This is a genomic window from Cutibacterium sp. KBN10P07758, assembly GCF_050286205.1.
In the GTDB taxonomy this organism is placed as follows: Bacteria; Actinomycetota; Actinomycetes; order Propionibacteriales; family Propionibacteriaceae; genus Cutibacterium; species Cutibacterium acnes.
Genome location: NZ_JBNNQV010000001.1, coordinates 1,750,485 through 1,771,181 on the forward strand (window position 1 = coordinate 1,750,485; position 20,697 = coordinate 1,771,181).

General features: G+C 61.6%; 20 protein-coding genes. 8 read left to right on the forward strand and 12 right to left on the reverse strand.

The annotated features are described in order from the left end of the window. Positions 1-34: 34 nt before the first annotated feature. From ACOYO3_RS08695 to ACOYO3_RS08725, 7 genes are all read left to right on the forward strand, one after another. Entirely contained in the window at positions 35-1,957 is a 1,923-nt protein-coding gene (locus ACOYO3_RS08695; protein ID WP_002518383.1) for a BglG family transcription antiterminator, read from the forward strand. Further along, positions 1,954-2,460: a transcriptional regulator GutM gene (locus ACOYO3_RS08700; protein ID WP_002519303.1), complete on the forward strand. Its 507-nt coding sequence runs from the start codon at positions 1,954-1,956 to the stop codon at positions 2,458-2,460. The genes ACOYO3_RS08695 and ACOYO3_RS08700 overlap by 4 nt, the downstream gene beginning before the upstream one ends. A gap of 83 nt (positions 2,461-2,543) precedes the next feature. After that, the gene (srlA, locus tag ACOYO3_RS08705; protein WP_002518381.1) at positions 2,544-3,122 is read left to right on the forward strand and encodes a PTS glucitol/sorbitol transporter subunit IIC; all 579 of its coding nucleotides are present in this window, start codon (positions 2,544-2,546) and stop codon (positions 3,120-3,122) included. A gap of 1 nt (position 3,123) precedes the next feature. Beyond that, positions 3,124-4,173: a PTS glucitol/sorbitol transporter subunit IIB gene (srlE, locus tag ACOYO3_RS08710; protein WP_002520230.1), complete on the forward strand. Its 1,050-nt coding sequence runs from the start codon at positions 3,124-3,126 to the stop codon at positions 4,171-4,173. A 27-nt stretch (positions 4,174-4,200) separates the two neighbouring features. Further along, the gene (locus tag ACOYO3_RS08715; protein WP_002514296.1) at positions 4,201-4,569 is read left to right on the forward strand and encodes a PTS glucitol/sorbitol transporter subunit IIA; all 369 of its coding nucleotides are present in this window, start codon (positions 4,201-4,203) and stop codon (positions 4,567-4,569) included. Beyond that, entirely contained in the window at positions 4,566-4,865 is a 300-nt protein-coding gene (locus ACOYO3_RS08720; RefSeq protein ID WP_002516918.1) for an HPr family phosphocarrier protein, read from the forward strand. The genes ACOYO3_RS08715 and ACOYO3_RS08720 overlap by 4 nt, the downstream gene beginning before the upstream one ends. 2 nt (positions 4,866-4,867) lie before the next feature. Then, positions 4,868-6,241, forward strand: a complete 1,374-nt coding sequence (locus ACOYO3_RS08725) for a sn-glycerol-1-phosphate dehydrogenase (protein WP_002520231.1) — start codon at positions 4,868-4,870, stop codon at positions 6,239-6,241. Positions 6,242-6,304: 63 nt separating this feature from the next. On the opposite strand, the gene rbfA is transcribed toward ACOYO3_RS08725, so the two are convergent. The 9 genes from rbfA to rimP form a co-directional block, all read right to left on the reverse strand. After that, on the reverse strand, positions 6,305-6,736 hold the full coding sequence (gene rbfA, locus ACOYO3_RS08730) for a 30S ribosome-binding factor RbfA (protein ID WP_002516965.1): 432 nt from the start codon (positions 6,734-6,736) through the stop codon (positions 6,305-6,307). 80 nt (positions 6,737-6,816) lie between these two features. Then, a complete protein-coding gene (locus tag ACOYO3_RS08735; RefSeq protein ID WP_002516886.1) occupies positions 6,817-7,428 on the reverse strand; it encodes a hypothetical protein in 612 nt (203 codons plus the stop codon). Continuing rightward, positions 7,425-8,597: a hypothetical protein gene (locus ACOYO3_RS08740; protein ID WP_002520232.1), complete on the reverse strand. Its 1,173-nt coding sequence runs from the start codon at positions 8,595-8,597 to the stop codon at positions 7,425-7,427. Before ACOYO3_RS08740 ends, ACOYO3_RS08735 begins: the two co-directional genes overlap by 4 nt. Beyond that, complete coding sequence (locus tag ACOYO3_RS08745) at positions 8,594-9,397, reverse strand: ABC transporter ATP-binding protein (protein ID WP_002516968.1); 804 nt, start codon at positions 9,395-9,397, stop codon at positions 8,594-8,596. The genes ACOYO3_RS08740 and ACOYO3_RS08745 overlap by 4 nt, the downstream gene beginning before the upstream one ends. After that, on the reverse strand, positions 9,373-9,894 hold the full coding sequence (locus ACOYO3_RS08750; protein ID WP_008600353.1) for a hypothetical protein: 522 nt from the start codon (positions 9,892-9,894) through the stop codon (positions 9,373-9,375). The genes ACOYO3_RS08745 and ACOYO3_RS08750 overlap by 25 nt, the downstream gene beginning before the upstream one ends. 168 nt (positions 9,895-10,062) lie before the next feature. Further along, positions 10,063-12,957: a translation initiation factor IF-2 gene (infB, locus tag ACOYO3_RS08755; protein ID WP_002516995.1), complete on the reverse strand. Its 2,895-nt coding sequence runs from the start codon at positions 12,955-12,957 to the stop codon at positions 10,063-10,065. 220 nt (positions 12,958-13,177) lie between these two features. After that, positions 13,178-13,426 (reverse strand): YlxR family protein, encoded by a 249-nt coding sequence (locus tag ACOYO3_RS08760; protein WP_002517020.1) that lies wholly within the window; start codon positions 13,424-13,426, stop codon positions 13,178-13,180. 79 nt (positions 13,427-13,505) lie between these two features. Next, positions 13,506-14,477, reverse strand: a complete 972-nt coding sequence (gene nusA, locus ACOYO3_RS08765) for a transcription termination factor NusA (RefSeq protein WP_002516957.1) — start codon at positions 14,475-14,477, stop codon at positions 13,506-13,508. 1 nt (position 14,478) lies between these two features. Next, positions 14,479-15,015 carry a ribosome maturation factor RimP gene (rimP, locus tag ACOYO3_RS08770; protein ID WP_002517033.1) on the reverse strand — a complete coding sequence of 179 codons (537 nt, stop codon included), beginning with the start codon at positions 15,013-15,015 and terminating at the stop codon, positions 14,479-14,481. A gap of 128 nt (positions 15,016-15,143) precedes the next feature. On the opposite strand from rimP, the gene ACOYO3_RS08775 reads away from it, so the two are divergent. Further along, a complete protein-coding gene (locus ACOYO3_RS08775; RefSeq protein WP_002516936.1) occupies positions 15,144-16,106 on the forward strand; it encodes a hypothetical protein in 963 nt (320 codons plus the stop codon). Positions 16,107-16,136: 30 nt separating this feature from the next. Here ACOYO3_RS08775 and ACOYO3_RS08780 read toward each other — a convergent pair whose 3' ends face one another. The 3 genes from ACOYO3_RS08780 to ACOYO3_RS08790 all read right to left on the reverse strand — a co-directional run bounded on the left by ACOYO3_RS08780 (position 16,137) and on the right by ACOYO3_RS08790 (position 20,647). Beyond that, positions 16,137-16,904, reverse strand: a complete 768-nt coding sequence (locus ACOYO3_RS08780; RefSeq protein WP_014167003.1) for a sulfite exporter TauE/SafE family protein — start codon at positions 16,902-16,904, stop codon at positions 16,137-16,139. A gap of 85 nt (positions 16,905-16,989) precedes the next feature. Beyond that, positions 16,990-18,744, reverse strand: a complete 1,755-nt coding sequence (locus ACOYO3_RS08785; protein WP_002520235.1) for a TIGR03767 family metallophosphoesterase — start codon at positions 18,742-18,744, stop codon at positions 16,990-16,992. A gap of 157 nt (positions 18,745-18,901) precedes the next feature. Further along, a complete protein-coding gene (locus ACOYO3_RS08790) occupies positions 18,902-20,647 on the reverse strand; it encodes a proline--tRNA ligase (RefSeq protein WP_427305851.1) in 1,746 nt (581 codons plus the stop codon). Positions 20,648-20,697 lie beyond the last annotated feature (50 nt).

Below are 20,697 nucleotides of genomic sequence, written 5' to 3' on the forward strand. Positions count from 1 at the left end.
CAACCAACGAGGTCGAGCACAAGGAGGTGATCTCATGGACCGAGAAATGTGGATCCTCAGGCAACTGGAGACATCGCTGACAGCCTCCGCCGAAGCGCTGGCAGAACGTCTGCAGGTCAGCCCCCGTACCATCACCAACGCCATCAACACGCTCAACCGGATGCTGGCCCCTGCGGCGTCCGTACGTCCCACCGGCGGCCGTTACCGCCTCTACATTCTCGACCCACAGGAATACAGCCAAATCCGCAGTCGTCTGGTCCGCGCCACGGACTCCCTCAACGACCCACGTCATCGCCGCGCACAGGAGTTCGGAGTCCTGCTGTCTGCCAAACACCCGGTGACCTCGGACGACCTGGCCGACATCGTCTGCACCTCCCGAACAACCGTCCTGGCCGACATCGCCCGATTGCGTGAAGCCCTGAAACCCCTCGGAGTACGCATCGAGGGGCGTTCCAACCAGGGTTTCAGCCTCGCCGCCGAGGAACTCGATCTGCGTCTGGCCGAACTAACCCTCTACCCCGCCGAACTCGTCGACGAGTACCCTATCGACGACGATATCGTCGCCGTCGTTTCCCGGATCACCGGGCAGGCTCACCTGTCCAAGCCATCACGTCATTATGTGCGTCGCTGGCTCACCGTTCTACTCGATCGGACCCTCACCGGCCACCCACTAGACGCGATGTCCGAGGAGTACCAACGTCTTCGCAACACCCCCGCTCACCGCATTGCTTCCAAACTTCTCACCGAAGCTGAAGATCTCGTTTCGACCACCTTCCCAATCGAGGAGGAGCTCTTCCTCGCCATGTCAGTCGCCGGAATGCGCACCCCCGACAGTGCGCAGGGTCGTCAGCTCTTCCCCGCTGACGAGGAGGTTCCCGGCCTCGTCGACGCCATCTTTGAACGTATCGCCGAGATCATGCAGATCCATCTGGACGCCGACGAGCTTGCTGACGAGTTCGCCCACCACCTCACGTTCATGCTCAACCGGATACGTTTTCGCGTCACGATCGACGAGGAGTCGGTGCGCAGCATTCGCTATCAGTACCCGGTGGCCCATCGGATGGCCGAGATCAGCCGCGACGTCATCGAGGAACGCACCGGTATGCGGATCAGTGACTCCGAAACCGGACTACTGACGGGCTATCACCAAGTATTCCTCGACTCCCACCGTGCCTGCCCCTACCTCAGGCTGGCGATCGTCACAGCGACCGGACGGGTCTCAGCCCACCTCATGCGGATCCAGCTCGACAAAGTGCTCCCCCACGGCACCAAGTACCTCATGCTGACCGGCGACGAGGCAGACGAGTCGACGCTGGCCAGAACGGATCTCGTCGTCGCCACCCCCGATGTCGACATCACGACCCTTGCCGTCGGCGACGTTCCAGTCATTCAACTCGGCCAGGTCTTCGATCCCGCCGAACTCATCAGCCGGATGTCAAGGCTAAACCTGCGTGGTCACGTCGACCTTCAGCTCACCGGGGCCAATTCGTCATTACTGATGTCGATGCTCTCCCCCGACCGTTTCATGGCCATGCCAGCGGGAACCGATTACTGGTCGGCGACCGAGGCCCTCGTAGCCTACTTAATCGACCAGGGTCTGGTCGACGAGTCCTTCCTGGCCACACTGCGGGCTCGAGAGAACGAAGCGACCATGCTACTCGACGGTCTCGTCGGATTTCCCCACGCCACCATCCCAGGGGCCGAACGCATCGTGCTGGCGATGGCGACCATTCCGCGCCGCCCAGAGCAGCCCGGTGCCCGAGTCGTTTTCCTTATGGGTGTTCCCGACAAAGCCGACTACGACGACACCATCCTCGTCACCGTCTACGACGAGATCATCCGCCTGACCAACGACCCAGACCTGCTCAACCGGCTAAGCCAGCTCACCAGTTATGAAGACGTCTTCTGGCTCATGGCCTCCCGCCCCTGCAATCCCGTCTGCCCCGAGGAGAGATGATGTTCTGGCCCGTTCTTGCCACCGTCGCAATCATCTATGTGTGCAATGCCACCCTAGCCATGCGCCAGATGAGGAATTTCTCCACGACCTACACACTGCTGCGCAAACGCGGGAAAGTCGCCATCGGCAAACAGAAGAACGCGCTGAGTCGGGGCGCCATCGTTATGTTCCTGCTCGACGATAGGGACCGTGTCGTCGCGGGCCGTCGTATGAACGGCATCACCGTTCTGGCCAGGTTCAGGGACTTCCCGGTCTTCGACGGGTTGCCTCTCGAAGAGATCGACCCTGCATATGTGCGAACTGATCGAGGAACGCGACGCGCCATCGCCAACGCCCGTGACAACTTCCTCACAGCCCGGGCCGGCGAGATCCCGGTCGAGCCCCCGACCCCGCTTATGAAGGTCATCAACCGAGTCGACGCCAAGGTAGGACACACCCGTGAACGACCTGCGGCTGACACCCGGCACGTCGTCCGCAGACGTGGGCTCACCGCCGTCGACTGAACGGCTCCGCTCAACACAATTCTCCCCCGGTGCTTCCGCAGCCGGGGCCATCCCGAACGCCACCACACACGAAGGAGTTGACCATGCACTACCTGGTGAAGGCCGCTGAATGGTTCGTCGGCCTGTTCCAAGAAGGTGCGAAGACATTCGTGAGCTGGATGGGAAGCATCGTGCCCCTGGTGCTTATGCTCCTCATCGCCATGAACTCGCTCATCCGCCTCATTGGTGAGGACCGAATCAACCGCCTCGCCCAAAAAGCCGGAAACAATCCCGTCAGCCGCTATCTTCTGCTCCCCTTCATCGGCTCATTCATGCTGTGCAACCCGATGGTGCACTCCCTGGGCCGATTCCTCCCGGAGCGCTACAAGCCGAGCTACTTCGCTTCGGCGGCCCAGTTCTGCCACACCAGCAACGGGATCTTCCCACACATCAATCCTGCCGAACTATTTATCTGGCTCGGCATCGCCCAGGGCATCACGAAGGCTGGACTACCGACCGGACCGCTGGCGATCCGCTACCTGCTCGTTGGCCTCGTCCTCAACTTCGTCGGTGGCTGGGTGACCGACTTAACTACCAGATACGTGAGCAGGCAGCAGAAGGTCATCCTCCCCGACACCATGGACGGGAAGATCGTCCACGTCGACACCCTTGTGGAGGCCTGAGATGACCGAGTACCGCTCCGTCACCGTTTCCCATGGCTCCGGCGGCTACGGCGGCCCCCTCACCATCACCCCTACCGAGGCTAAACACAAGCTCGTCTACATCGTCGGCGGAGGCGTCCGGCCCCCGGTCGTTGATCGCATCGCCGAGCTGTCTGGTGCCGAACCGGTCAATGGGTTTAACACCTCCATCCCCGACGAGGAGATGATGGCCGTCATCATCGACTGCGGGGGGACCCTAAGGTGCGGAATCTACCCTCGCAAGGGAATCCCGACTATCAACGTCATGCCAACCGGTAAGAGCGGTCCGCTGGCCCAATACATCAACGAGTCGATCTACGTCTCCGCCGTCGACGTCGACCAGGTCCGGTTGGCCGACTCACCTACATCCTCCGCCACTGTCACCTCCCCCGCTATAGCCGCCGCTGCCGCGCCACGGTCAAAAGCCGGAACAGCAGGCACCGTCCAGGGGGAATGGAGCACTGACAAGAAGATTTCCGAAGTCGTCGCCGAGAAGAAGAACAAGACCGTCATGGACAAGATCGGCCTGGGCGCCGGCAAGGTCATCTCGGTGTTCTACCAAGCCGCTCGAGACGCGGTGCAGGCCATGCTGACCACCATCATCCCCTTCATGGGGTTCGTAGCCATGCTTATCGGCATCATCAACGCCTCCGGATTCGGTACCTGGTTCACCAAACTTCTCATCCCGCTAGCCGGCAACGGCATCGGGCTCATCGTCCTTGGCCTCATCTGCTCGCTGCCCTTCCTGTCGCCCCTGCTCGGCCCAGGAGCCGTCATCGGTCAGATCATCGGAACTCTCATCGGCGTGGAGATCGGCAAGCACAACATCCATCCCAGCTTGGCCCTTCCAGCGCTGTTCGCCATTAACACCCAGAACGCCTGCGACTTCATCCCGGTCGGCCTAGGACTAGCTGAGGCTGCCCCGGAAACAGTCGAGGTTGGCGTCCCCAGCGTCTTGTACTCGCGATTCCTTAACGGCGTCCCACGAGTCGCCATCGCCTGGCTGTGCAGCATCGGCCTGTACGCATCCTGACACTCAAACCTGATCCGGAGAACATCAATGTCTGTCATCTATCGCAATCAGATCTGCGCCGTCGGCTCGCAGGCCGAGTCCTTTCTCAGCGAGAAAATGCTTGTCACATTCGGGGGTAAGGCACCTGACGAACTTCGCGACTTCTGTTACGCCCTACCTGAGGCGACCTCGAGCGGCACCATCGGTGTCGGCGACGTCCTCGCCATCGGCGAGCACCGCTTCCCCATCACAGCAATTGGTGCCCTCGCACAGCGCAACCTCGACTCCTTAGGACACGTCACCCTCGTCTTCGACGGCGCCGACGAGCCACGGCTCGAGGGGGCCCTCCACGTACGCTGTGGCGGTGAGCTGCCCAGACCGCAGGCCGGCAGCACAATCCTCATCGAGTCAGCATGATCCGCACCGAGGTGACAATAGGCCACCCTGCCGGGATCCATGCCAGGGTGGCCGCACACGCCGTACTACTGGCCTCCGGCCACTCGGCCAGTGTTTTCCTGCGATCCTCACGCGGGACGGCCAGTCTTACCCGGCTAGCGGACCTGCTGAGATTGGACGTCCGCGAGGACGCCGTCGTCGAGATCCTGGCCGATGGCCCTGACGAGGTCGAAGCACTGCACGAAGTCGCGACATTCCTCACGTCCTCCACAAACGACCCCGCACCACATACTGCATCAGACGAAGGGAACGATTGACCATGAGTGACGAGATCATCGCGGCAGCCGTCGCGGGCGCCGGGGACACCGACGTCGTCGAAATGGGACGGGGAGTCCTCGATCGTGCCGGAAACGTCCTGGCTGAGCACATGTGCCGCGCCAGGGGCCACAACCTGCCCGCCCTTGTCGTTGCCGACGAACGCACCTGGGCAGTGGCAGGGAAGGCCGTCGACGCCGGCTTACGCTCGGCCGGAGTGGTCGCCTGCGACCCGCTGGTCTTCCCTGCCGAGCCTTGCCTGTACGCCTCCTTAGACAACGCCCACACCATCGCCGACCGGCTACGCACCCTGGACGCCGAGACCGGTTCGGCAGTCGTCCCGATCGCGGTCGGGTCAGGAACTATCAACGACCTGACGAAACTGGCCGCCAAGGACGTGGGACGGCGTTACGCCGTCGTCGGAACTGCAGCCTCCATGGACGGCTATACGGGGGCCGGGGCGCCCATCAGCGACAACGGGGTCAAAGTGACGATGCAGTGCGTAGCACCGCAAGTTGTCATTTTCGACTTGGACATCACCGCCGCCGCACCGCAGGTCATGACAGCATCCGGATATGGCGATTTGGCTGCCAAGATTCCCGGTGGTGCAGACTGGATCATCGCTGACGCCGCCGGGATAGAGCCACTCGACCAGCATGTGTGGGCCCTCGTCCAGAGCGGCGTCCGGGATGCCCTATCACGTCCCGACGACCTGCGTCGCGGCGATCCGGAAGCATTCTCCGGACTCGTGGAAGGTCTCATCCTGTCAGGCCTGGCAATGCAGGTTTATGACGGCACTCGTCCAGCATCCGGGGCCGAACACTACTTCAGCCACATCTGGGAGCTGGCCCACGTGGGTGCCGACCGCAACCCACCACTGTCCCACGGGCACAAGGTCGCCATCGGGACCCTCGCCATGCTCGCCTTCTACGAGAAGTTCCTCGACCGAGACCTCTCCAGGCTCGACATCGACGCGGCAGTCGCAGCATGGCCCGACTGGCGGACGGTGGAGTCCGACATCCGCTCAACCTTTGAGGGTGCACTGGCCGACCACGCCGTCAAGGAGACAAAGGTCAAATACGTTGACGCCGACGGGCTGCGAGCCCGTCTCAATCGGGTCGTTGACCGATGGCACGAGACCCGAGCAGCCCTTGAGAAACAGCTAGTGAGGGCCCGCGTGTTCGCCGACCAGCTCCGTCGGGCCGGGGCCCCGTCCCGTCCCGAGGACATTGGACTGACCGCCGCCGACGTGCGGGCAACCTTCCCCAAGGCTATGTACTACCGCTCCCGCTACACCGTCCTGGACCTGGCACGTGAGGCGGGGTGGTACGAGGAACTCGTCGAGGAGGTGTTCGCCCCGGACGGACTGTGGACCTAATTGCTCCGGCACAACGCTGACCTCGGACTCATGTCCGGGGCCACGCCATGTCGTCAGGAGTTATCACTCCTCCTCGTCGCTATGACGGTAGGGATCAGCCTCACCGGCAGGCATAGCACCTTGGGAGCGTCGAGCGATCTCGGCATCAGAAGCGGCAGCTCGTGCCAAGGCGTCCTCGATCGACTTGGCGGTCTCAGGAGTGGCATCACGCACGAAGGTCAGGGTCGGGGCGTAGCGCAGCTTGAGTCTCTTGCCGACGGTGGAACGCAGCATCCCCTTCGCCGACTCAAGTGCCGCTTCCGTTCCGGCGATCTCCTTGTCGGTACCCATCGCGGTCCAGAACAAAGTGGCGTCACGGGAGTCCCCGGTCAGACGCACATCGGTGATCGTCACGAAGCCCAGGCGGGGATCCTTAACACGACGCTCAAGGGTCTCGGCCACCACGACTCGGATCTGATCGGCTAACTTGGCGACACGCGGATTCGGTGTGTTCATGATCTCTCCTCGCCATCGGTGTCCTGAGCGGATCAACCATTTTTGCACACCGTCCCCACCGACGCACGCGGCAGCCAGTGTCAACGCGGGGGTCCGGGGGTACTCCACTGCAGCACCATCCCGACGACGACCAACGCGGCCGAAACGGCCAGGCTCAGGGGGGCGAGAGGGCTCTGGTTCAACAGCGCCCACCAGTAGGGAGTCGCCGCGGAATCCTTGGTACCCAGGATCCAGCACGACAGGACGAAGATGGTTCCCGGCAGCCACGCCCAGGCCACCGACAGTACGACGCTGGCGACCATCGCCAGTCCCACCAGCAGGACATGGTTGCGCGCAAACCACAGCACCCACCACTGAGAAATGGGTTGGTCACCGTTGAACAGGACGGCCCATGCCACTGGCCACACCAGAACGATGACGGCCCACACCACCCTCATGGTGCGAATGGGACGGTCGGGGAAGGCCTGCTCCCGTTGTGGGTCCGGGGAGGAGAACAGTACGGAGGCGAGGATGCCACTCAGGCTCGAAGGCCCCAGCCCCACATCAACCGACCTGCTGCCGGCAAACGGGACGGTGACGAGGTCGCCGCCAAGGTGATGGGCACAGACCATTCCCACCGTCAGATAGGCCACTACGGCCACCAGACCGCGACTGCGCAGGAACCATCCGAAGCAGGAGAGCCGACCCGTCATGGACAAGCCCTCACCTGTGCCACCATGGATCGCAGCGAGTCCGGGGCGAGGGGTTGACCGTCCATGACCGACACCAGTGCGTCGTCAAGGATTTCGACCGTCCCGTCACACTGTGAGGACGTGGAATCCTCGACTCCCAACAGGTTGTCACCCAGCAGGGGTGCGTTGAGATCCCCGGCCCATTCTCTCGCTGTGGAGGAGGTCGACACGTGCGTCCGCACCGGCAGGTAACCGGCCTTCCCTGGCCCTCCCTCGGGGGCGTAGACAATGCGTCTCTGGACCCCGCTGGCCATCAACAGGTCATCGACGCGGCCCATCGCCGTCGCGTACTCCTCCAGCCGCCAGGACAGGTCACCGGAGACGCATGCCATGGATCCGTGCTTGCCGACCTCACGACACCGCCAATCATCCGTGGATTCCCACACCTCCTCCAACCGAATCGTCGCTGCGGCGTCAACGATGACCGCTGCCACCAGAATCGTCGCCGTGAGCCACCGCCACCAAGGCCCACCACCGGGTGTCGTGATCACGGCCACGAGCACCAAGGAGACGACGATGGCGGCACAATCGAGTCCAGCCCACAACGCGATGGCGTGCCAGGTGAGATGCGAAGGGGCGCCGTCGATGGCCGCAGGACCAGACCATCCGATGAGCAGGTCATAGGCCTCAGGAACGGCCCCCGCCACCAAGTAGACCGCGATGGCAGCGACAGCGGCGAGCAGATAGGAACCAGCCGCCACTCCAAGGACGGCCCCCAGGGCCAGGAATGCCGTGGCGGCCATGGCGGTGAGGACCGAACCCATCACGAGTCGCGGATCGGCGTCACCGGAAGCCACCAATGCGAGGATTGCGGTCGTTACCCCCACAGCCAGAAGCAGAACGGCTCCGACACCCATCAGCCAGGTGGTGACGATGGCGGCGGTGGCGCTGCGCGGCCAGGCTCGGGATGTACGCGTGACCCCGGCGCGGCGAAGACGGGCGCCGTACGCCACCCCGACTCCGCAGCACACTGGAGACAGGATGACCGTGTCCACCGAGACACTCCCCGTCGTCAAGGCGAAGGACTTCCACACGCGGGGATACATGTGCATCAGGCCAACGCTCGTGGCGACCCACAACACGGCAAGCCCCAGCCCAGACCAGACGGCCTGCCGAAGACAGGCTTTCATCGGTCCCCCTCAAGGAGCTCGGATTCTGCGCGACCTTGCATCAGGTGCAGGTAACCTTGCTCAGCCACTGACACGTGGTCCTGTGAATCAGATTCTCCTGCTGCAGCCATCAATTCGGGCAGCGTGCCGCTCCAGGTAATGTGTCCCCCATCGACCAGATGCACCTGGTCTGCGGACAAGGCGACGTCATCCATGAGATGGGTGGACAGCACGACGACCCGTGAGGCCGCCTGCTCGACGACGTGGCGGCGAAACGAGATCCGCTCCCCCGGATCCAGGCCCACGGTCGGCTCATCAAGAATGAGCACCTCGGGGTCGTGAACCAGTGCCGCCGCGAGGAAGACCCGACGCTTTTGACCGCCCGACAGAGTACCGATGGGCTGGTGGGCGAATTGACCGACGTTCAGATCGGACATGACGCCTTGGCACCTGTGCCTGACCTGCGTGGACGGTACTCGATACATGCGCGCACAGAAGGCGAGAAAGTCTTCGACCGGCCACGACGGTGACCAGGTGCATTCCTGCGGAACGTACCCGATGTGGGCCCGGTACCCAGAGCCCTCCCGTCGTCTCCTCACGGGTTGCCCGTCACGACGTAGCGTCCCGGCCCTCGGTCGTTTGATTCCGGTGAGCACAGCAAGCATCGTCGTCTTGCCCGCACCATTGGGGCCGACAAGGGCACTCACCCCCACCGGAAAGGTGGCCGATACCGGCCCCAGTTGCCAACCCGACCGGTATCGAACGACCACCTCGTCAAGTTCAATCGTGTCAGAACTCACCAATTCAACCCATCGCTGCACTTATCACGTCGAGCCACTAGGTCGATACAAATCTTAGAAGAACGTTGCCAACCGCCTCTTTGATTACGACCAACGCGGATCTTGGCGTCAGCATCCCATCTGTACGCCTTTCCACCAACCAAACGCCCAGTGCTGCCTGATGCCCCGGTTCTTAAGACTTTCGGTATACAGTTTCCACCCGGCATGGGCTGACAGGTATAATAAAAAACGGAAGCGTCGATCTTGCCGTAACCGCCCCTGTCAGTTTTCTTGTGACCCGCGACAGTGAAAATGTAATTAGCCTGAGAATGCCAGACACCATCTGATGACATGTAGGCTTTCTTATGTCCTTGGGTTTTTCCTGATGCTTTCGCCGATCCTCCTGTGACAGAAAGACTCTTCCACGATGTCACAGGAGTCGCTCTGATAGTATCAGCAAGTCCCGGCGCAGCAGAACACAAGCCAAAGACAGACTCGGCAAATGCAAACATAACTACAATGCGACTCTTCTTATACATTCGTCAGCCATCTTTCCAGTACATCGCGCAACGGGGCAACACCGCCCTATTGCTACCGAATTGTGAATGATAATATCCTTCGGGTCGCAATGGGCCAAATCGGCGGCAAAACACGAACGGGGCGACCACGCTTCCACGTGGACGCCCCGTTCAGGACAGTGACCAAGCTCAGTCGCGAGGCTTCTCAACCATCTCGTAGCACTGAACCTCGTCACCAACGTGAATATCGGAGTAGTTGGTCAAGGTCAGGCCACACTCGTAACCCTCGCGCACCTCGGTAACGGCGTCCTTCTCGCGCTGCAGCGTGTTGATCTCGGTTTCCTGGACCACCACGCCGTCGCGCACCAGGCGGGCCTTGGCATGACGACGGATGGTGCCGTCGGTGATCATGCAGCCCGCGATCGTTCCAACCTTCGAGGAGCGGAAGATCTGGCGGATCTCCGCGGTGCCCATTGCCTTCTCCTCGTAGATCGGCTTGAGCATGCCTCGCAGGGCGGCCTCGATCTCATCGATGGCGTCGTAGATGACCGAGTAGTACCGAATGTCAACGTTCTCCTCGTCAGCCATACGCTGGGCATGGGCGGTCGGGCGAACGTTGAAGCCCACGATGACGGCGTTGGAAGCGGCAGCCAGCGAGACATTGGTCTCGGTAATGGCACCGACGCCGCGGTCAATAACGCGCAGGTCAACCTCGTCGCCCACATCGATCTTGGCCAGGGCATCCTCGAGCGCCTCAACCGAACCAGCACCGTCACCCTTGAGAATGAGCAGCAACTCCTCGGTCTCGCCCTTCTCCAACTGCTCAAACAGCTGGTCAAGGGTCTTGCGACGCGACGACCTGGCCTGCTGGGCAGCACGCATGCGGGCCTCACGCTTTTCAGCAATCTGGCGCGCCTTGCGGTCGTCGTCGACAACCAGGAAGTTGTCGCCAGCGCCGGGTACGGAGGTCAACCCAAGAACCTGCACCGGGGTAGCCGGAGCAGCCTCGTCGACGCTCTCACCTTGATCATTGATCATGGCGCGCACACGTCCATAGGAGGACCCGGCAACGATGGAATCGCCAATATGCAGGGTGCCACGCTGGATCAGGGCGGTGGCCACCGGACCACGCCCCTTATCGAGGTGAGCCTCAATGGCAACGCCCTGAGCGGCCATATCGGGATTGGCACGCAGATCAAGGGCTGCGTCGGCAGTCAGCACGATCGCCTCGAGAAGATCATCGAGACCCTCATGGGTACGAGCAGAGACATTGACGAACATCGTGTCGCCGCCGTACTCCTCCGGCACTAAGCCGTACTCGGTGAGCTGTCCACGGACTTTATCCGGATCAGCCTCAGGCTTATCGATCTTATTGACGGCTACCACAATCGGTACATCAGCAGCCTTCGCGTGGTTCAAAGCCTCAACGGTCTGAGGCATCACGCCGTCATCAGCAGCCACGACGAGCACCGCGATATCGGTGGACTGGGCACCGCGAGCACGCATAGCTGTGAACGCCTCGTGGCCAGGAGTATCGATGAAGGTGATAGCCCTCTCGGCGTCGTCGACCTCGGTCTGAACCTGATAAGCGCCAATGGCCTGAGTGATACCACCGGCCTCGCCTTTCACCACGTCGGTATGGCGCAGGGCGTCCAACAGCTTCGTCTTGCCGTGGTCAACGTGACCCATGACGGTAACAACGGGGGGACGTGCAACGAGGTCAGAGTCGTCGCCCTCGTCCTCACCAAACTCGAGATCGAAGGACTCCAGCAGCTCGCGGTCCTCGTCCTCTGGGGACACGACCTGGATCTGGTAGTTGAGCTCGCCGCCCAGGATCTCCAGGGTGTCGTCAGATACCGACTGGGTAGCCGTGACCATCTCGCCCAGATTGAACAACACCTGCACCAGCTGTGCCGGCTCGGCATTAATCTTCTCGGCCAAATCGGTTAGCGAAGCACCACGGCGCAGTCGGACGGTCTCGCCATTGCCCTTACGGACGCGCACACCGCCGACCAGCGGTGCTTGCATCTCATCAAACTCTTGCCTGCGCTGCTTACGGGACTTACGACCCCGACGGCCGCCGCCACCGCGTCCGAAGGCACCCTGGGTACCACGACCACCGCGGCCACCACGACCACCTCCGATAGGACCACGAGGCCCACCGCCGAAGCCGCCGCCAAAACCGCTACCGCGGGATCCACCGCGACCACGGCCACCACCACGTCCACCACGTCCGGTAGTAGCCTGACCGATCTGCGAGGACTGGTGTTTCGGCATCATGGCCGGGTTCGGGCGCGGCATACCGGAACCGCCGCGCGATCCCTGGCTGCCACCCGGACGGGGCATACGCTCACCCTGACCGGACCGGGATCCACCGGAACGTTGTCCGCCCTCAGAACGATGACGACTTTGCCCCATGCCCTGACTGGAGGCGAACGGGTTATTTCCGGGACGCGGAGCTCCGGTACGACGACCGGCGCCCGGACGCGGACCGGGACGAGCAGCCGAAGGCAATCCAGCGGATCCACCCGGCCGCGGCCCCGGACGGGCACCCGGCTTCGGAGACTTCGATGGCGCGCCAGGCTTCGGCTTCGGGGCCGGAGCGTGGGGCTTGGGAACATTCTGACCCGGCTTCGGAGTCGGCTTGGACTCCGGCTTCGCTGCGGGGGGCTCCTGCTGGGATGAAGCGCCGGAGGATTTGATGAGACCCGGACGTGGAGTCGCACTGGTACGTGCTGCAGAGCTGCGACCAGGCTTGGGGCCACTGCTAGAACCGGGGCGAGGACCAGGCGTGGGCTTCGGCCCGGGCCCCGGTTTGGGACCGGGAGCCGGCTTGGCCGTCGTGGTCTCCTTGGAAGTCTTCTTAGAAGACGTCTGCGACTTACGCGCCGCCGGCTTCGCGGCTTTGGCGTCATCGGCCGGTTCAGCAGAACCGATCTGATCACGTAGTCGTCGCACAACTGGTGCCTCAATAGTTGAGGAAGCCGAGCGGACAAACTCGCCCATATCGTTGAGCTTCCCCAAAAGCTGCTTGCTTGACAGTCCGAGCTCCTTCGCGAGCTCATAGACGCGGACCTTGGCCACTACTCTCCTTCGGGCCCGGCCGCGATGGACCTGGGCCTAGTTGTTGTGAATCCTCATTGGTGCGAACTCATCGAGTGTTCATGAGCATCTGCCCACTTCCTATTCAGTCCCCTTGAGTCGGACGAACCGACCCACCGGGGGGACACGATTCGGTGAGACCGCCGGACCTCCCGGCGACATGCGTAACCAACTTTACCGAAAATGGCCTTATGAACCCAACTCACCGCGCTGACAACCGCTCTTGGCAAGCCGAACGCACCACCACGCGGGCACGGAATGACCTCGCGAATCCACCGGATACCGCGCGTTTCCAGCATTCGTCATCCACATGGACGTGGGCGCCCCTGCCCTGAGCGTGTCCCGTTGGATCGGCGACCACAACTCCGTCGACTAGTACATACCGAGCCATGTTCGCCGGATCATCGACGTGTCGGCAGCCGACGCAGGTGCGCTGAGGTCGTGTGGTCACTGCCCCACCTTAAACCAACCCACAGACGCATGACGCCCGACCCTACGGCCGGGCGTCGTCGTGTCTCTAGCAGGCAGTCTCAGACCTTGTTATCTGGACGAATATCGATCCGCCACCCCGTCAGGCGAGCAGCCAGTCGGGCGTTCTGCCCCTCGCGGCCAATTGCTAGCGACAGCTGATAATCCGGAACAATCGCCCGAGCGGTCTTAGCTTTCGGGTCAATGACCGTCACCGAGGACACCTTGGACGGAGACAGGGCAGCGCCCACAAATTCGGCCGGATCCTCTGACCAATCAATAATGTCGATCTTTTCCTCATCCAACTCGTGCATCACAGCACGTACCCGCTGACCCATCGGACCAATGCAAGCTCCCTTGGCAGAAACGTCAGGATTATGCGAGACGACAGCAATCTTCGAGCGGTGACCGGCCTCACGAGCCAGCGCCTTGATCTCGACGACCCCCTGCTCGATCTCGGGTACCTCCATAGCAAAAAGCTTGCGCACCAAGTTCGGGTGAGTGCGCGAGACAATGACCTGCGGGCCACGGGCTTCCTTGCGCACGGCCACGACGTACACACGGATACGACGCCCATGGGAATATTTCTCCCCGGGAACCTGTTCCGCCGGAGGCATAATGCCCTCCAATGAGCCCAGGTCGACGCGAACGGTCCGGGTATCGCGGTAAGACTGCTGGACGACTCCGGTGATGACGTCACCCTCAACGGCGGAAAAATGACCGTATTTCTGCTCGTCCTCGGCCTCGCGCAGCCGTTGGAAAATGACCTGCCGGGCAGTTGATGCAGCTACGCGTCCGAAGTCCTCGGGAGTGCCGTCATACCAGCCGACGACCTGCCCCTCCTCGTCCTTCTCCGGGAGCATGACAGCGACATTCCCAGTCTTGCGGTCCAGCTGAACCTTGGCACCGTTAACCGGAGCCTCAGTCTTGTCATATGCGTTGAGGAGGGCGTCCTCTAGGGTCGTCAGCAGATAGTCAAGCGGGATGTCCTTGTCCCGCTCGATCATGCGCAGAGTTGACAGGTCGATGTCCATCTCAGTTCTCCTCCTTTGACGCCTGCGCGTCGCGACGATTGAGCTCCACCTGGACGACGGCCTTCGCCACGTCAGCAAGCTGGACCTCACGAGTGGTGTACACGGGCTTATGCGGTTTGGAATTCTCGGCCTCGACCTCGAGGGTCACGACCTCCTCGCCAGCCTCAGCGATACGACCGTCAAAGGTCTCTCCAGACTTCTGCTCCTCGGCCGGATTGAGGGTGAACCGCACCAGGTGCCCGATGTTGCGTCGATAATGGCGCGGCTGGGTGAGGGGGGTAGAGACACCGCGCGAGGAGACCTCGAGGGTATACGGGGACTCCCCCATAGCGCCGGAATCGTCAAGGCAATGCGAGATCTCGGCGGTGGCCTCAGAGATCTCGTCAAGGCTAGGTCCGTGACCGTCGGGGCCGTCACCGTCGATCGTCACGCGCACGAGGCGACGACGTCCGGCAGGCACAACGTCGACGCGATCAAGTTCGAGCCCGACCTGGGACACGACCGGTTCCAGTAGGCGTGTGAGCCTCTCTGCATTCATCTGTGTCTCATCCTGTTGTCGTTGTAAATTGTCCGCACTGAGTTTAGCCACTCCCACAACCAGCCGGACTCGGCCGCCTCACCGACGGCTATAGCGATAATGCAGCTCAGGATCGATAAGCTGAAGCCATGATCGCCAGGAGAACCATTCTTGCCAGCGGAGCTGCCTTCGTCACTATCGGATTGACGGGCTGTGGCCACAATTCTCCTGAGAAGAAGGCGACTGAGAAGAAGACGACGCCGGTTCGTGCAACAACTACGGCATCTGCACCACACCGAAGCGACGCGGTATCGACGGAAGCACTGCTAGCGGACCTCGCTACCAAAGCCGCTCGCAGCGTCACTGACGGCCAACTGACGGTGCTCAACCAGGTTGCCGCAGCTCACCGCCGCCACCTCGAAGTGCTGAGCCAGTCCAACCCATTCTCCGGCAGTACCGCCACACCATCGGCGGCTATTTCCCCCACCCCACGCACCGCTGGCCAGGGATCGCCGCTTGCTCTGTTACAACACCACGAAAAGGCTGCAGCTACCCAGTATCTGGAGATCTGTCAGACGGCTCAGGATTCCTCTGAAACTCTGTTGTGGGCCAGCCTGTCGGTGTTCTGTTCGGCCTTCAATCCTTCTGCTCCAGCTCCCCAGCCGACCCCGAAGGTCGTTCCGGTGACAATCGGGCAGGAACCTCTCACCAATGCTCAGCAGGCGCTACTGACCCACCTCAACGCCCTCGTCGCAGGCTTGGAGTGGGGTATTGGACGCCTTGGGGAGAACGACCCGCTGCGCACCTGGGGATGGGACCGACGAGAACAAGTTCTTGCCCAGCGCGCAGAGGTGCGTCAAAGCATTCGGGATGCATCAACAACCCCAACCCCCGACGTGCCCGGGTACCCGATGTCGCCTGCCCCCGTCAACGATGCAGCAACCCGGTCGTTGTGGTCTGGATTGGAGGCGAACGTGCTTTCTGGTTGGGGCCGCGTTACAGCTGCCAGCGGGTCGGCTGCACGTCCCCATGCAGTCGCTTCAATGGTGAGTCAAACCCAAGTTCTCGCCCATTTGGGTACTGGCGTGACGACCTGGCCAGGTTGGGTCTAAGCCACACCTAGGACCACGAATCCTCTCTGGTTAGACTCTCCAGATCAGCTGAACGAGCATTCGCACCGCCAGAACACTGGTAACGATAAGAAACATCGTCCGTACGAAGCCGTTGCCATGTTTCATAGCTGCTCGGGCACCGATTAATCCCCCGAGAACATTTGAGATAACCAGCGGCCAAGCGATATGCCACCAGACGTGGCCGTGGATCGCCAACGTGGTGATAGTGACGAGATTTGTTACCGCGTTGCAAATCTTCGCCATTCCGGAAGCTTTAAGGAAAGAATACCCGCCAACAGCGACGTACGTAAGTACCCAGAAGGTTCCGACCCCCGGCCCGATAGCGCCGTCGTAGCACCCGAGGAACAACCCGATGATCGGAACCAGGATGGGGTGTTTGCCACCCTCGCCATTGTGGCCCGCCCCCAGTGACGGCCTCCTCCAGGTATAGATGCCGATGATGACCAGCACCACCAGAAGGATGGGCGTGTAGACAGCCCGCGACATGTAAGTGACGATGCGCGCACCCAGCACGGCACCTAGACCAGCCAGAACGGCCGTCCACAGGAACATTCGCCAATCTGGACGCTGTTTACGCAGATACCCCACTCCAGCCGTGAGGTTCCCTACGACCTGAGCTACCTTGTTCGTGCCGACGATCGTCGCCACCGGTGTCTCGGTCGGTAGACCGACCAGCAAGGATGGCAACATGATGAGTCCACCTCCGCCCACCACGGCGTTGACCCAACCCGCCATAAAGGCGGCAAGGACAAGTCCAGCAAAGACCCAAGACGTCACGTGTCAACCTTCCCTGTGACACCAGCAGTAAGGGTCCCACCCCGACGGGGCGGGACCCAATATGTGTTCTCGGTCCGGAAATGCCTCAGGCCCAAGGATGCGCCAGTAGCAACTCCGTGTTGTGATCGACCGATGTACCGAGCCTACCCATTCTCGTATGGATGTCGTTCGCACCAAACTCTCGGTACAAACTGGCCAGACCATCTGGGTCGGTGGTGTCGTAATCGGCCTGGTACGGAGCATTCGACTCGATGAGCGTGGTAAAGATGCTCACGGTGCCGTCGTGATTGTCGGCGAGCTCGATGATGCGGGCCATCTGGGGAAAGTCGACGTGGGAAGCCGTGTTGATCTCCCACCAGCTGCGACGGGCATCGAGAGCATGGTGGTGTGCGGTGATGTTGTTCGCATGCACGTGTCCATTGACCCAGGCAAGCACGTTCGGGTAATGCGATAGCAGGGAGACCAATTCCGGGCCGAGATGACGGATGCCCGTACCGTCGCCGGGGAGGACGGGGTTGTTCATCGTCATCGAGTCGTGGTGACTGAAGAGGACGAACATTGTGTCGCTCACATCGTGATGATGACGCACGCCGAGATCGTCGTAGTACACGCTACTGCCAGCGCGCAGCACGGATTTAAGCCACTTCCACTGACGGTCGTCGATAGAACCATCGGTGTACCCGGCCCGGTTCGTCGAGTCCAGGCTGATTCCGGTCACGCCGTTGGCAATCGAGAAGGTGTAGTAACCGCGCACGGCATTGAGGTCATCCTCGCTGAAACCATGACCGTGCGGGCCCGAACCATTGACGCCGTCACGCAAATGAGCCTTGATGAATTCGAAGGGGGTGAAGGGCACGCGACGTTCGTCCGCGGTAATCTGTCGAGTCAGCGACACAGTATCGTTGGACAGGGCGACTGGTCCGTTTCCCTGAGCCGCCTGGAGGTAGGCCTTGGTGTCGTTGTCACTGGCGAAACCGGTGATTTTGCGATCACTGGTGTACATCGTCTTCAGCAGTCCCCAGTCAGAAGGCAGGGTGCCCTGGATCGAATCGTCGTGGTTCCCGAATACCGCATACCACGGAATCTTCACGCCAGAAGAGGTCACGGGGGCCATAACGCGACGGAAATAGCCGTCTACCTGGGGAAAACCGGCACGCTTGTATATGTCACTGCTATGCGATTCGGGATTGTAGAACAGCGGATTCCCGAAAGTTTGCACACTTTCCCAGCGATCGCGGGCACCGGTATTGGGAACGATCGTGCCACCGGCCAACAACGTGAGATACCAGTCGAGTTCCACGTGTTCGTGATTATCGGTGTTGTCACCAGTGCTGACGAGAGCGTCAAAGGCCCGGCCAGTAGCCGGACCGCCCTGAAGCGAATTGACTCGGCGCACCAAAGAGGCCGTAGCGAGTGGCCCCAACGCCTCCTGCGGGCGGAAGGCCGGGCCAGCCAGCGGATGCAGGAACTCGACCCTCATCGGTGACTGCACGTCAGTCACGTGCAGGTCGGTCACCTGGACGAAGGACGCCAAGCCATCGCGGCGGTCGTCGCGTCCGCTCTTGCCCCTAGCGAGTTCCTCACGGACGACGAGCGGGTAACCGCGCTGTGCCTTGATCCTGCGGTAGCCGCTGCCCGGATCTAGCAGACCCACCTGTTCAAGGGTGGTGCCGGACGTGGAATGGAGACGCTTCGACGCATGGGCCAACGCTGGGGTGGTGCCGGTCACCGCCGCAGCGGCGACCAGGGTCACACCACCAAGAAACGTCCGCCGTCCCAGCGTATTTCTGGCCGCTTTGTCGACACTTCTGGTCAACTCGTCTTCGTTCTCGGGCATCATTCACCTTTCGCAAGGTCGAGGGGCCGTTCAGCCTGACTTACGAGCACCATTGTCAGGGTTTATTGGGTCACTTCCGCGCCAGTTTTCGAGAACAGTTGGCGATCATACAGCAACGTGCAGATGTCGGTCAGTTAAACGATCAACGCCACTTCAGCTTTCACCCGCGCACCTCCTTGAGGACGGCGCACACAGCCTCGGCTACGCTAACCTGACGGTTCTCACCCGTACTACGGTCGCGAACTTCGACTAGGCCATCCTTGAGCCCCCGGCCGACGACCACAGAGGTTGGCATGCCGAGAATCTCGCTATCAGCAAACTTCACTCCAGGGGACGCCTTGCGGTCGTCTAGGAGGACTTCGAGACCAGCCTCGGCCAGTTCACTGGCAATGCGCGTGGCCTCGTCAAGGATCTCCGTTCCCTTGCCGGTGGCGAGCACCTGGACATCGTAGGGGGCAACCTCACGTGGCCAACACAACCCCTTCTCGTCACAGGTACCCTCAGCGATAGCGGCCACGGCGCGGGAGACGCCCAGACCATAAGAACCCATGGTGACCGTCACCAGCTTGCCGTTGTGATCGAGCACCTTGAGCCCAAGGGCATCAGCGTATTTCTTACCAAGCTGGAAGATGTGGCCGATTTCGATGCCGCGGGCTAGGTGGAGTTCACCACTGCCGTCAGGAGCCGGATCACCTTCGCGAATCTCGGCGACGTCAATAACGCCATCGGGGGTGAAATCGCGACCGGCTACAAGATTGAAGACATGTCGATCCTTCTGGTCAGCTCCGGTAATCCATGACGTCCCGGTCACGACGCGGGGATCAACGAGGTACCGCACCTTTGAGGAGTTATCCTCGCCGAGGGCTCCCGGCCCGATGTAGCCCTTTACCAACTGCGGATTGGCAGCAAAGTCCTCTTCTGTGAAGGGTTCAACCACCGCGGGCTCCAGAACCGCTTCCAGTCGCTTCTCATCAACGTCACGATCTCCAGGAAGCCCGATGGCTAATGGCTCGCGGGTGCCGTCAGGATGGGCCACCATGAATACAACGTTTTTCAGGGTATCGGCCCCAGTCCACGGACGGTCCGCTCGCGGACGCACCTCATTGGCGATCCGGACAAGCGACTCGATGGTCCGGGAGTCAGGGGTATCAACAACCTCAGCCTCCGGCAACCCGTCGATGGGCAGCGGATCAGGAACGGCCATCCGGACGGCCTCCACATTGGCAGCGTAACCGCCGGAAGAACGAACGAAAGTGTCCTCACCGTTGGCTGCAACGGCTAGGAACTCCTCGGATCGAGATCCACCCATTGGGCCGGACATGGCCTTGACAATGGCGTAGTCGAATCCAAGTCGGTTGAAAATGCGAATGTAGGCGTCGCGTTGAGCCTGGTAGGCCTCGTCGAGCCCTTCCTGAGCGACATCAAAGGAATAGGCATCCATCATGACGAACTCACGACCGCGCAGGATGCCGGCACGCGGACGAGCCTCGTCGCGATACTTGTTCTGAATCTGATAGAGGCACAGTGGCAGGTCCTTGTACGAGGAGTACAAGTCCTTGACCATGAGGGTGAACATCTCCTCATGGGTCGGTCCTAGCAGCATGTCCACCCCCTTACGGTCTTTGAGACGGAAGAGGTTATCGCCGTACTCGACCCAGCGTCCGGTCTCCTTGTAAGGGTCAGAAGCGAGTAGCGCGGGGAAACTCACCTCCTGAGCCCCGATGCTAGCCATCTCTTCGCGGCAGATGGCCTCGATCCTGCGCATCACTCGGAGCCCGAGCGGGAGCCACGAGTAGACGCCGGGAGCGACCCGGCGGATATATCCAGCCCGGACGAGCCAGCGGTGGCTAGGGACCTCGGCATCGGCCGGGTCTTCTCGCAGGGTTCGGACGAACAGCTGTGACATGCGCGTCAACACGACGTGTACCTTTCCGACCGCGCTCGACCCTCCGCCGC